The organism is Peribacillus sp. NPDC101480 (genome assembly GCF_050277335.1).
GTDB lineage: Bacteria > Bacillota > Bacilli > Bacillales > DSM-1321 > Peribacillus.
Map to the genome: position 1 here is coordinate 70,505 of NZ_JBNNSB010000003.1, position 12,901 is coordinate 83,405.

A 12,901-nucleotide genomic window follows, 5' to 3' on the forward strand; every position below is an offset into this window, starting at 1 on the left:
TCAATGAAAAAATTAGTATCGATCATCATGGTTCTTTCTTTAATGGTCTTGGCTGCCTGTTCAATGGATTCTGGTCTAACAGATGATAAAAAGGAAAAGAAAGACTCCATGAAAGACGTGAAAGTCGGAGTCAGCATCTCTACTTTAAACAATCCATTCTTCGTTTCCTTAAAAGATGGTATTGAAAAAGAAGCAAAAGAAAAAGGCATGAAAGTCACAGTTGTTGACGCCCAAGATGATACGGCAAAACAAATCAGCGGAATTGAAGATCTAATCCTTCAAAAGGTTGATGTCCTTCTTGTGAATCCTACTGACTCTGCGGCAATATCTTCAGCCGTTCAATCAGCTAATGAAGCGGGCATTCCCGTTATCACGATTGACCGCTCTTCAGACGAAGGGGATATTGAAACGTTCATCGCTTCCGACAATGTGGCTGGCGGGGAAATGGCTGCAGAATATCTAGTTAAGGAGCTTGGCGAAAAAGCGAAAGTAGTGGAACTTGAAGGGGTATCCGGTGCATCTGCAACTCGTGAACGCGGGAAAGGTTTCCACAATATTGCGGACAAGCAGTTAGATGTCCAGACAAGCCAAACGGCGGAATTCGACCGGACAAAAGGGCTTAACGTCATGGAAAATATCCTGCAAGGCAATAAAGACATCCAAGCGGTATTCGCCCATAATGATGAAATGGCACTAGGAGCCATTGAAGCAATCAAGGCAGCTGGAAAAGACATCATCGTGGTTGGTTTTGACGGAAATGATGATGCATTGAAAGCAGTTGAAAACGGTGAACTAAAAGCTACAATCGCCCAACAACCGGCACTTATCGGTGAAGAAGCGGTTAATGCGGCTGAAAAAATCTTAAAAGGCGACAAAGTGGATGACACAATATCCGTTCCATTGAAATTGGTCACCAAAGAATGATTGTCAAACAAACAATGAGGGTGCCGGAACTTTTCCGGCACTCCTTTTTTAATTCCATTGATGTTATCTGATTGTGGATATTCGGCTTGAATTGATATGAATGAGAGAGTATAAGAAAGTGAGATCCTTCTTTTACAAAAGTAAGGCGGCCCATGTCGGACCGCCTCCTAAATCAACTGATTGCTAGAGTATACCTTGAGTCAGCATCGCATCCGCCACTTTAAGGAATCCGGCAATATTGGCCCCAACAACTAAGTTGCCAGGCTCACCATATGCTTCTGCAGCCTCTACACTGTTTTTATAGATGTTTTTCATGATTTCATGCAGCTTGGCATCGACTTCTTCGAAAGTCCAAGGCATCCTGGCGCTGTTTTGGGCCATTTCGAGTGCAGACACGGCTACACCGCCAGCATTGGCCGCTTTTGCTGGTCCAAAAAGGATGCCGTTATTAAGGAATACTTCAATGGCCTCAAGGGTTGAAGGCATATTAGCACCCTCACCGACTGCCTTCACATTATTTTTGACCAGTAGTTTTGCTGCTTCTTCATCGATTTCATTTTGTGTGGCACAAGGCAGTGCGATGTCGCATGGTACAGACCAAATACCGTAGCTCCCTTCATGATATACAGCTTCCGGGTGCGCATCGACATATTCGCTCAAGCGTTTTCGTTCCACTTCTTTTAACCGTTTAACTGTATCCAGGTTAAGACCATTTTCATCATATATGTAGCCATTTGAATCGCTGCATGCAACCACTTTTGCGCCTAGCTGTGTAGCTTTTTCAATGGCATAAATGGATACATTGCCAGATCCGGAAATAACGGCAGTGCTGCCATGGAATTGTAACCCTTTGTCATTGAGCATCTCCTCGACGAAGTAAACCGTTCCGTATCCAGTCGCTTCTGTACGGGCCAAGCTTCCTCCGTAACTTATACCTTTACCAGTTAGAACACCGGCATGGTAGCTGCCTTGCATCTTTTTATATTGACCGAACAGGTATCCAATCTCTCTTGCACCGACTCCGATGTCACCAGCTGGTACGTCTGTATCAGGGCCGATATAGCGAGATAATTCCGACATGAAGCTTTGGCAAAAACGCATGATTTCTGCGTCCGATTTTCCTTTTGGATCGAAGTCCGACCCGCCTTTTCCCCCGCCGATCGGCTGGCCAGTAAGAGAGTTTTTAAAGATTTGCTCGAAACCAAGAAACTTTATGATGCTGGAATTGACAGTGGAGTGGAATCGGAGACCGCCTTTGAATGGTCCGATTGCACTGTTGAATTGCACACGAAAACCACGGTTTACTTGAACATTTCCCAGGTCATCAACCCAAGAAACACGGAAGGTGATCATTCTTTCGGGTTCAACCAGCCTCTCCAATATCCCGCTTTTCATATATTCAGGATGTTTTGCAAAAACAGGGATCAGTGAAAGGAATATCTCCTTTACGGCTTGATGGAACTCATTTTCGTGAGGATTACGCTCCTTTACCTGTGCGTATACTTGACTTACAAACTCTTTGGCAACTTGTAATTCCTCATGCTCGACTTCTTGTGAAGTGGTCATTGTTCTCTCTCCCTTAAGGTAATATAGTAGTTTTAAAATACTAATTGAATAAGATATCGGTTTTTATATGATACTTTCATGATATAATTTAAAAATAAAACAAACAATCTGAATATTAGATAAGTAGCATGCTGTTTTGATATGGAAGAGGGAGCTTAGAGTGGAATTAAGGCAAATCGAATATTTCATTGAAGTGGCAAAGCGTGAACATATGACGGAAGCAGCAGTGAACTTGCATGTTGCCCAGTCAGCTGTCAGTCGTCAAATCTACAATTTAGAAGAAGAATTAGGCGTGCCACTATTTATCAGGGATGGCCGAAAGATTAGATTGACGCCTATCGGACATACCTTTTTAGCGAATATGGAGCAAGCTATGGATATAATCGATCGTGCCAAACGTGAGATGGCTGAAAGCCTGCACCCAGAAAAGGGGACAATCCGGATTGGCTTTCCCAGCAGTTTAGCTTCTTATGTATTGCCAAGGGTCATTTCCGACTTCAGGGAAAGTTATCCGCAGGCAAAATTCACATTGAAACAAGGTTCATATCGATACCTGATAGATTCGGTAATAAAAGGTAACATTAACATGGCCTTGATCGGTCCTCTGCCGATGAATGAAAAGAAAATCAAAGGTGAAACGCTATTTATTGAGAAGTTAGTTGCCCTTTTACCAGAAAGTCATCCTTTGGCCTTAAAGAAATCACTACACTTGAATGAGCTTCAAGGAAACCCGTTCATCCTATCTCCAAAGGGTTATGTATTAAGGGATCTCGTTATGAAAGCTTGCAAACTGCATGGCTTTGAACCGGAAGTGGCATTTGAAGGAAAAGATACTGATGCCATAAAAGGCCTGGTGGCAGCAGGCCTGGGTATAACCTTGATACCTGAGATTTCCTTAGTCGATAGCTTGCCGCGTTTTACGGTTAAATTGCCGCTGGAGGAACCTTCTGTTACCAGGGCTGTAGGTGTCATCGTTCCAACTGATAGGGAACTGATGCCCACGGAGAAATTGTTTTACCAATATTTGAAGGACACTTTTGCAAAATTGGAAGGTTTTCAAAAATAGGATGGGTATATTAGTAAAGTCATAAATCCAGCTAATGGGAGAATCCTTAATCGGGTTCTTTTTTTTGTTGCAAATGTACCGAAATATCTCCATATAGACATCTTAAAATGGGTATAAATTATTTTGGAATAATAATTTATTAGTTTTTATTGAATAGTAATGTGTTAAATCTTTATTTTTGAAAGCGCTTTTATTTTTTTAGAATAAAAATACCACTTACATTATCAGAAAATTCATGTTATTATACGAACAGACATTAGCAGACATTTAGGCAGCGGTACGATATACTTGATAGGCTTTTTTAATGAAGACCTTTATTTTTTTTTCGATTTTCCTAAATTGAATATTCAGATAATAGATAAGGAGTGGAGATAAAGTGAGCAGGAAAGAATACATCAGCGATCGAATGTACAAGGCATCAACAGGGATAGCCAACGCAGTCTTGGTTACATTAGGGATCGGGTTATTGTTTGAATCCATAGGGGGCTATTTAGGCTGGGAGGTCTTCATGGCAATAGGCGGGGCTGCCAAGGTCTTGCTAGCGCCAGCTTTAGGAGCAGGTATCGCATATCAGCTCGGAGGAAATTCATTAATTATCTTTAGCGCCATGGCTTCAAGTGCTGTTGGAGGTGCTGCCATTCACAGAACTGCTGAGGGTGCCTTCACGATTGTAACGGGTCAGCCACTAAGTGCTGTCTTGGCGGCAGTGATTGCAACATATATAGGTAAGCGCCTAATCGGCAAAACGAAGTTGGACATCATGGCCATCCCAATGGGCGCTGTTCTGGTCGGTGGAGTTTCTGGATATGGCCTGGCTCTTGTCACCACTCCGCTCCTAACATGGATAAGCAGTCAAACCACCGCTGCGGTCGAGGGTTCTCCCTTAATCGGTTCCATGGTCATAGCCTTGGTATGGAGCATTTTATTGATGACACCGGCGTCTTCCGCTGCACTGGCGATCGCCCTGCAATTAGATCCCGTTTCCAGTGCTGCAGCTCTAATTGGATGTACCGTTCAGTTTGTCGGGTTCACTGTCATGTCTTATAAAGATAATGATATGGGCGGGTTCCTGGCACAGATGGTCGTTACACCAAAAGTCCAATTTCCTAACTTGATCAAAAAGCCATTATATGTAATTCCTCCTTTTGTGGCGGCAATCATCTGTGCGCCTATCGCTACCCTGGCATTCGATTTTCAAGTGCCGTATGAGCTTGGAGGCATGGGGTTAAGTTCAATGATTGCCCCGATTGCCATCATAACTGGTCAGGGGCTGTACACGTTTTTGGTTTATGTGGCAGTTGGTATGGTATTGCCAGCTGTAATCACACTTGCCTTGCATCGGGTATTGAAGATGATGGGTAAAGTTAAGCCAGGCGATCTTCATTTGGAAGTTTCATAATCAAAGTTTTCTTGGAAACCAGCCTGGTTAAGGAACCGGGCTGGTTTTTATTTATAAAGGGATTAGGGTAAAATGGGGAGGAAAGCAATTGCATAGATAGGATGATATAGATGGGAAAAGAAATTGATATAAAAGTGAAAGCTAAGTTCGTGAGTAAAATCGCCAAGGGTTTTCCCTTGATTGTTAAAGAGTCGATAGCCAACCTTAATGACCTTCAGGAAGAGGGGTCCTTGGTGCGTTTGGTGGATGAAAACAACCGCTTTCTGGCAAAAGGTTATTATGGTAAACAGAATAAGGGCTATGGCTGGGTATTGACCCGAAGAGAAAATGAAAAGATCGATCAATCCTTCTTCAACGGCAAAATCCAGGCAGCATATGAATTCCGAAAGTCTTTTTTTGAAGATGGGGAGACTACAGCTTTCCGCTTGTTTAATGGGGAAGGTGATGGAATTGGCGGTTTAATCATTGATCATTATGATGGTCACTATGTCATTAGCTGGTATAGCAAAGGGATATATTCCTTTAAGGACTACATCATTAAGGCATTGCAGGAAACGGTCGAGGTCAAATCGATTTATCAGAAGAAACGCTTTGATACAAAGGGGCAGTACGTGGATGAAGACGATTTTGTCATGGGCGAACAGCCGGCATTTCCGCTTCTTGTAAAGGAGAATGGAGTCCATTTTGCTGTTTATCTGAATGATGGGGCAATGGTCGGTGTCTTCCTTGATCAACGCGATGTCAGAAGGAAAATCCGGGATGAATATGCAAAAGGGAAAACCGTGTTGAATATGTTCTCCTATACGGGGGCATTCTCCGTGTTTGCCGCTTTAGGAGGTGCTGTTAAAACAACTAGTGTCGACCTGGCGAATCGCAGTTTACCAAAGACGATCGAGCAGTTCAGTGTGAATGGAATAGATCCCGAAGCTCAAAATATCGTGGTGATGGATGTTTTCAAGTATTTTAAATATGCAGTGAAGAAGGCTTTGAAATTTGAAATGGTCATCCTCGATCCGCCCAGCTTTGCCAAATCGAAGAAGTTTACTTTCAGTGCCGGGAAAGACTATGTCAATCTATTGAAGGATACCATTTCCATTACGGAAGACAATGGGATCATTATCGCCTCAACTAATTGCAGTACGTTTGACATGAAAAAATTCAGGAGCTTCATTGATGTTGCTTTTAAGGAAATGAATGGAAAATATGAGATCATGGAAGAATTCTCATTACCGGCTGATTTTAAAACGATAAGGGAATATAAGGAAGGGGATTATTTAAAAGTAGTCTTCATTAAGAAAATTAAAGGTTAAGTAAGGGCGTCACAGTTCAAGCAGGGCTGTGAACGCCTTTTTTAATATAAATGTTTCATGTGGAACGATTGGACATTCAGATTCAATGGATAGGCCGTTCACTTTTCAAACCTTTCGATAAATGAAAGGAAGGTTTCATGCGAATGCTGTTAGCGATGCAAAACTGGGCTGCATAGTAGGTAAGCATGATCATTGGGCCAGAATAGGCAACATCATCGATAAATTTGTTCCAAGATAAAATGGAGTCGGAAATCACGAATAGGACCCCGCCGATGATTGCGGCCGTATTTCCGGTCATAAATGCCGCCCAGCCCATGAGGGAGATGACCGTTACATAACAGATCACAGGGATGATGAGGTTATGTTCACCTCTTTCGATTAACGAATGTACAATTTCACGGCTAATCCAAGTGGAGTAAATGCTAATCGGAACAATCGTCGCAAATCGGAGCCATGAAAAGTTCCATAGTCCAAGGAATGCCGTAATATAGAAAAGGTGGCCGATCAAGAAGGCGGAAAGCCCGATGACGAACCAAATCAACAAACCATCTCCAAGCATGCAAAAGAATAAACCAAGAAAGATTAAGGATTGGTAACGATCCCGTCTTCTCACATTTGTCCGGGCGTAGAGCAAAATCAATAACATGGGGAGTATCTTGAACAGTATTTTGATGATCAAAGGCTCTTCCGGTATAAGAAAAATATATGCTAGTCCCGTGATAAGGATTGCGGCAGGTAGGCATTTCATTAACATTCCATTCCCTCCTTCAATCTTTAATTCTATGTAAGGGGAAGGAACCCCTTGTCAAAAGTCGTGAAAATGAAAAAACTGGCTCCTGTTTAACCAGGAGCCAGTCAGTTATAAGAATCATACGGCTTCTTTAACGAAAGCTTGTTTTAACCAGTTTTTCCCCTCAACAAGCCTTGTGACAAGCATGGCACAAACCGTGTTTCCTGTTGAGTTAAGCAGTGTAGCGGGAGCATCGATGATTGTTGATATAACGGCAATGATAGGCAGGACTTCCACAGGGAAGCCGAATACACTAAGAATCAGCATTTCCCCAATCATGCCGCCTCCAGGAATGGCACCCATAACAGCTCCAACCAAAAAGGCAACAGCAAGTATACTTAAAATGCTTGAAATACTTGTCATATCCTTTCCAAATAAGCTGAATAGGAAAACGATTTTCAATACCCCGCCGAATACCGAACCATCTTTATGAGTGTTGGCTCCGAGTGGGATGACAGTCTCCGCTATATCCTTTGGCACGCCCATTTTCTTGACCGATTCCAGATTGACTGGAATGGAAGCGGCACTAGAACAAGTGGCGATGGCTGTAATGGATGGTGTCAGGGCATTTTTCCAAAATAATTTAACTCCATCTTTCCCGCCTGCGATAAAGGCATACAAAGTGAAGAAGCCAAAATAATAAATCAAGGCCAAGACTAGATAAAGAATGAAAGTGCGAGCATAGCCTTCTAAAATCTGCGGCCCAAGCTGCCCGATAATCGCCGCAAAATAAGCACCAAGTCCAATTGGAGCATAGTACATCACAATTTTGACGACCTTCATCATGACAGCTGTACCCGCTGTCAAAAACTCAGTAATCGGTCTTGCTTTCTCACCGACCAGTGCAGTGGAAAGTCCGATTAGTACTGAGAAAACGATAAGCTGAAGCATATTGCTTCTGGAGAACAGTTCTGGGAAATCGGAAACGGTTACCGTGTTGACCAGTTGACTGAAGAAAGATACTTCTTCTATGGTCTCTTCAGGGGAACTGTTTTCCATCAGTTCTTTAATGGCTGTCGTATCTGTGCCTTCCAACGGATTGACAATGGTTGTCCCAATAAATCCAATGACGGCAGCCAAAGCGGCTGTTGTCAGGAATACGAGAACGATACTTCCCATGATTTTTCCGAGACGCTTCATTCCGCTCATATTGGCAATCGCTGAAGCAATGCTGAAAAATACCAATGGCACGATGATCGTGAACATCAGATTTAAGAATAAGTCCCCTAGAGGCTGTATGATCGAGGTTTTATCCCCGAAAACTACACCCGCTATCCCGCCGATAATAATGGCAGTGAGCAGTATTAAAGAGGATCGATAGTTTTTGATAAAACTCTTCATTAAAATTCCGTCCTTTCAGGATGAAGATATCAATAAAAATATACTTCATTATCAACTCTAAAATCAGGTTTGACAATATATTTTTATAGGAAGGAATGTTAAAAGAAGAAATGCAATAAATAATAATGGGGAATGAATGGTGAAAATATCAAGAAGGAGGGATAGAATGGCATTTATTGAGGTGGAAGAAGGGGTTCGGTTATTTTATGAAGAAAAGGGCCAGGGGAAACCGATCATCTTTATCCATGGTGTGTGGATGAGCAGCCGGTTCTTTAAAAGGCAGCTTCCGTACTTTTCAGAAAAATATAGAACGATCTTACTTGATTTAAGAAGCCATGGCCAGTCAAATCATGTACATTACGGAAATACGGTCTCCGTTTATGCAAAAGATCTTCATGCGTTCATAGTTGAACTGGGATTAAGGGATGTCATACTTGTAGGCTGGTCGATGGGGGCATTTGTCGTCTGGGAGTATCTTAAGCAATTCGGTGAGGAAAATATTCATTCAACCGTGATTGTGGATGAATTGGCATCTGATTTCAAGTGGCCCGATTTTAATATCGGCGCATTTGATATGGATACGTTGATTGCCTTCATGACTGAAATACAAACGAATCGTTCCTCGTTTTTGCAAAGCTTCCTTGCTTCCATGTTCAACAATGAATTAACTGCAGAGGATGCAAGCTGGATGCTTAAGGAAGTGACCAAAATGCCGGAATCCATCGCCAGTAGCATTCTATTTGACCAATCGATTGTGGACTATCGTGAATTCTTGCCAGAAATCAATATTCCGACACTTCTCTGTTTTGGAAGGCATGAAAAAGTCATTCCTGTAGCTGCAGGCGAACATTTGCATAAAAACATTCCTAACTCCAAACTAGTAATCTTTGAAGATAGTTGTCATTGTCCATTTATGGAAGAAAGCGATTTGTTTAATGAAACAGTGAATTGCTTCATTCAAAAGGGAGTATAGACGTACAGGATAGGAAAAGGGGGATGCAGTGCCTGCATTCCTTTTAATTATGAATATAATTGAATTTTCTTTTAACTAAACGGTTTTGGCAGGAAATAAAGGGAATACTGGTACTAAGAAAGATAGTAGTGAAGGTTAATGGAATTGATAAATTAAATAGGTAATATTTTTATATCCTTTTCACAGGAATTGGGCTATTATGAGGTGGATTTAAATTGGTGTGATCGTTATCTGTTATTGAGAGAAACTCATGCAGAAAGTGATGGAGAGGATAAAATGGATGATCGTTTACCATACAATGAAATTATAGATGTATGTTTACTTGCGGGAAAAATCATGCTTCAGAACGGAGCGGAAACATCAAGGGTGGAAGATACGATGGTTAGGATCGCTGCAGCGTTTGGGTGCGGTGAATCACACAGTTTTTCGACCCCTACTGGAATTATTTTTTCGCTGGATGGCATGCATCCAGCTTCAAAATTGATCCGGGTTTCCCAACGATCTACAGATTTACATAAGGTAACGCTGGTTAACAGTATATCCCGAAGCATTTCCAGCAAGGAAATGACACCCGAGGAAGCATATTTACGGTTAAAACAAATCGAAAAGGCCGGGATGGGGTATCCCATGTGGGTACAGGTCTTTGCTGCATTTATAGCGAGCGGCTGCTTTTTAATCATGTTCCAAGGACAGTGGAGTGATTTCATCTGGTCCTGTATAGCTGGAGGAATGGGATTCTCTTGCCTGCTTTATTTGCACTGGTTACTGGAAGTTCGTTTCTTTGCTGAATTCATCGCCTCTTTAGTCGTAGGATTAGTAGCTATGTTCTTTGTCCAGATTGGAGTTGGAAGTCATCTGGACACGATAATCATTGGAGCGGTGATGCCGCTTGTGCCAGGGCTGTTAATTACGAATGCAGCCAGGGATTTAATTGCAGGGCATTTGGTTTCGGGTCTATCCAAGGGTGCGGATGCAGGATTAACTGCTTTAGCCATTGGGGCAGGAATATCGGCTGCGTTTGTTTTCTTATGATTTTAGGGGAGGAAGAATGATGATTGCACAGCTTATTACCAGTTTCATTGCCTCAGCCGCCTTTGGAGTCATCTTCAATGTACCAAAAAATTCATTGTTTCAATGTGGTTTCGTAGGGATGTTGGGGTGGATCTTATACTTTGCTTTGGTTGAAAATGAGATAAACAGCATCATTGCAACTTTAGCGGCTGCATTTATCGTTGCGGTCATCAGCCAGTATTTTGCTAAAAGGTATAAAACGCCGATTACGATTTTCAATGTATCGGGAATCATCCCCCTCGTGCCTGGAGGTTTGTCATATGATGCGATGAAGCATTTTGTCGGAAATGATTTTTATGTCGCCGTTCAGCTGGCGGCCAAGGTCTTCATGCTGGCTGGTGCCATTGCGATGGGGCTGATCTTTGCAGAAGTCATGAACCAGTTAGTAACTAAGTACAATAGAAGGAAGTTAAGATTGAGAAGCTAGCGGGAATATTCCTGATGAATATATCTGAATAAAAAGAAAGGAGAGCAGGTCGAACACCCTGATCTCCTTTCTTTTTTTGATATTTTAAAATAATAATAAATCTAGCTTATATGGGATCTTTCATCCCAGTGTTAGCAGTGACCAAGATTTCGTCGTATTTTTTGGCATCAGCTTTCTTGCTTGACAGAAGTGTTCCGGCGATGGCTGCGATAAAACCAATCGGGATGGAGATGATGCCTGGATTGGCAAGCGGGAATAATGGCTCCCCAACGAATATTGCCGCTCCCTCTACCGGTGACCAGACATTGGGACTTAGGAATACAAGCAATAAAGAACTGACCAGTCCAACTATCATGCCCGTGACAGCCCCGGCAGTGTTAAAACGTTTCCAGAATACCGTGAAGACAATAATTGGCAGATTGGCACTGGCAGCGACGGCAAAGGCAAGTGAAACAAGGAAGGCGACATTCATGTTTTGGGCAAATAAGGCAAGGATGATTGAAAGGACGGATACTCCGATGGATGCCCAACGAGCTGCAACGACTTGTTCCTTGTCAGTGGCTTGGCCTTTCCGGATGATGTGGCCATAGAAGTCATGGGCAAAAGCAGATGCTGCCGATAGGACGAGACCTGCTACAACCGCTAAAATGGTTGCGAAAGCAACAGCAGAGACGAAGGCGAACAGGAAGTCACCCCCAATAGCTTCGGCAAGCAGCGGAGCAGCCATATTACCGGCTGCATTCGCGGCTATGATTTTGTCGTATCCAACAAAAGCTGCCGCTCCAAAGCCGAGGAAAATGGTCATTATATAAAAGATGCCAATGATCCACGTGGCATATACTACGGACTTACGGGCTGTGATGGCGTCTTTCACCGTAAAGAAACGGATGAGAATGTGAGGCAGTCCAGCTGTACCGAGTACAAGCGCTAAATTAAGGGATAAAGTATCCAAAGGATCCTTGAATTTGTTACCTGGGTTGAGGAAATCCCCGCCCAAAGGAGTGGCTGTTTTCATTTGCTTGAACATCTCGATCACGCTAAAGTCGAATTTCGCCAACACGATGATGGAGATGATGAATGTACCTGCCATCAATAAAACGGCTTTGACGATTTGGACCCAACTGGTGGCCGTCATACCGCCAAATACGACATAGACGGTCATTAAAATACCTACAATGATGACGGAGTAAAGATAATCAATTCCAAGTAAGAGTTTTATAAGTGCACCTGCACCGACTAATTGGGCGATCATATAAAAGGTTGAAATCGAAATGGTGTTAAGGGCAGCAACCCCGCGTACTTTCTTTTCATTGAAACGGGCAGCGATCATGTCCGCCAATGTATACTTGCCAAGGTTACGGAGCGGTTCGGCCACGATATAAAGAACGACCAGATACGCAACGAGAAAACCTATGCTATAGAAAAAACCATCAAATCCGGAGAGTGCGACCATGCCGGCTATCCCCAAAAATGAGGCAGCGGACATATAATCTCCCGCAATGGCCCAGCCATTCTGCCAGCCAGTAAGGCTGCTGTCAGCCGTATAAAAGTCCGCGGTCGTTTTGGTGCGCCGTGAAGCAAAATAGGTAATGACCAATGTTAGTCCGACAATGATTAGAAATAAAATAAAAGCAAGTATATTCATTGTGAATTCACCTTTATCCTTTCGCTTCTTTAACGATTTTTTCTACTAACCGGTCAAATGTCGCAGCTTTTTTGGAATAGAGGATGCATAATGTCCAGGTCATGATAAATTGAGCGAAGGCAAAGATCCAGGCCCAGCTGATTGCCCCGAAGGCAATTGAGTTAAGAACTTTAGAATAGGAAGTTAGTATGGGTAGGGTGAAATAAAAGACCATGAAAAAGATGGATAGCGGGACGATGAAATTGCGTTTTTTCCTTAAGAGTTCTTGAAAAGATTGTGATTGGACGATCTTGGTGTAGTCCGTGGAAGCGCTTACCTCGGTTTCCTTAGCGATTGAATCGTTTGATGCCAAGTTGGTTCCCCCTTCATCATCATTGATTTGGTTTTCA

At 42.7% G+C, this 12,901-nt stretch carries 12 protein-coding genes; 7 read left to right on the forward strand and 5 right to left on the reverse strand.

Annotation, left to right across the window (positions count from 1 at the left end; genetic code table 11):
- The first annotated feature begins 3 nt into the window (after positions 1-3).
- On the forward strand, positions 4-924 hold the full coding sequence (gene rbsB, locus ACQKMF_RS11595; protein ID WP_230176045.1) for a ribose ABC transporter substrate-binding protein RbsB: 921 nt from the start codon (positions 4-6) through the stop codon (positions 922-924).
- Between the two features lie 183 nt (positions 925-1,107).
- Here the strand turns inward: rbsB and gdhA are convergent, their stop codons facing one another.
- Positions 1,108-2,490: an NADP-specific glutamate dehydrogenase gene (gene gdhA / locus ACQKMF_RS11600; protein WP_427573244.1), complete on the reverse strand. Its 1,383-nt coding sequence runs from the start codon at positions 2,488-2,490 to the stop codon at positions 1,108-1,110.
- 160 nt (positions 2,491-2,650) lie between these two features.
- Here gdhA and ACQKMF_RS11605 point away from each other — a divergent pair, with 160 nt between their 5' ends.
- The 3 genes from ACQKMF_RS11605 to ACQKMF_RS11615 all read left to right on the forward strand — a co-directional run bounded on the left by ACQKMF_RS11605 (position 2,651) and on the right by ACQKMF_RS11615 (position 6,265).
- The gene (locus ACQKMF_RS11605) at positions 2,651-3,556 is read left to right on the forward strand and encodes a LysR family transcriptional regulator (protein WP_101223942.1); all 906 of its coding nucleotides are present in this window, start codon (positions 2,651-2,653) and stop codon (positions 3,554-3,556) included.
- Positions 3,557-3,962: 406 nt separating this feature from the next.
- Positions 3,963-4,955 carry a PTS transporter subunit IIC gene (locus ACQKMF_RS11610; protein WP_101224027.1) on the forward strand — a complete coding sequence of 331 codons (993 nt, stop codon included), beginning with the start codon at positions 3,963-3,965 and terminating at the stop codon, positions 4,953-4,955.
- A gap of 110 nt (positions 4,956-5,065) precedes the next feature.
- Positions 5,066-6,265 (forward strand): class I SAM-dependent rRNA methyltransferase, encoded by a 1,200-nt coding sequence (locus ACQKMF_RS11615; RefSeq protein WP_427573246.1) that lies wholly within the window; start codon positions 5,066-5,068, stop codon positions 6,263-6,265.
- Positions 6,266-6,347: 82 nt separating this feature from the next.
- Here ACQKMF_RS11615 and ACQKMF_RS11620 read toward each other — a convergent pair whose 3' ends face one another.
- Both ACQKMF_RS11620 and ACQKMF_RS11625 read right to left on the reverse strand, forming a co-directional pair.
- Complete coding sequence (locus ACQKMF_RS11620; RefSeq protein WP_427573248.1) at positions 6,348-7,019, reverse strand: lysoplasmalogenase; 672 nt, start codon at positions 7,017-7,019, stop codon at positions 6,348-6,350.
- A gap of 114 nt (positions 7,020-7,133) precedes the next feature.
- The gene (locus tag ACQKMF_RS11625) at positions 7,134-8,396 is read right to left on the reverse strand and encodes a dicarboxylate/amino acid:cation symporter (protein ID WP_230176049.1); all 1,263 of its coding nucleotides are present in this window, start codon (positions 8,394-8,396) and stop codon (positions 7,134-7,136) included.
- 166 nt (positions 8,397-8,562) lie between these two features.
- On the opposite strand from ACQKMF_RS11625, the gene ACQKMF_RS11630 reads away from it, so the two are divergent.
- The 3 genes from ACQKMF_RS11630 (at position 8,563) to ACQKMF_RS11640 (ending at position 10,867) form a co-directional block, all read left to right on the forward strand.
- The gene (locus ACQKMF_RS11630) at positions 8,563-9,369 is read left to right on the forward strand and encodes an alpha/beta fold hydrolase (RefSeq protein WP_402943121.1); all 807 of its coding nucleotides are present in this window, start codon (positions 8,563-8,565) and stop codon (positions 9,367-9,369) included.
- Between the two features lie 276 nt (positions 9,370-9,645).
- Positions 9,646-10,401 carry a threonine/serine exporter family protein gene (locus tag ACQKMF_RS11635; RefSeq protein WP_230176051.1) on the forward strand — a complete coding sequence of 252 codons (756 nt, stop codon included), beginning with the start codon at positions 9,646-9,648 and terminating at the stop codon, positions 10,399-10,401.
- A 16-nt stretch (positions 10,402-10,417) separates the two neighbouring features.
- Complete coding sequence (locus tag ACQKMF_RS11640; protein ID WP_170973997.1) at positions 10,418-10,867, forward strand: threonine/serine exporter family protein; 450 nt, start codon at positions 10,418-10,420, stop codon at positions 10,865-10,867.
- Positions 10,868-10,973: 106 nt separating this feature from the next.
- Here the strand turns inward: ACQKMF_RS11640 and ACQKMF_RS11645 are convergent, their stop codons facing one another.
- Together ACQKMF_RS11645 and ACQKMF_RS11650 are read right to left on the reverse strand one after the other, a co-directional pair.
- Entirely contained in the window at positions 10,974-12,512 is a 1,539-nt protein-coding gene (locus ACQKMF_RS11645) for a solute symporter family protein (protein WP_101223936.1), read from the reverse strand.
- Positions 12,513-12,525: 13 nt separating this feature from the next.
- Positions 12,526-12,846: a DUF485 domain-containing protein gene (locus ACQKMF_RS11650; RefSeq protein WP_402944024.1), complete on the reverse strand. Its 321-nt coding sequence runs from the start codon at positions 12,844-12,846 to the stop codon at positions 12,526-12,528.
- Positions 12,847-12,901: the final 55 nt, after the last annotated feature.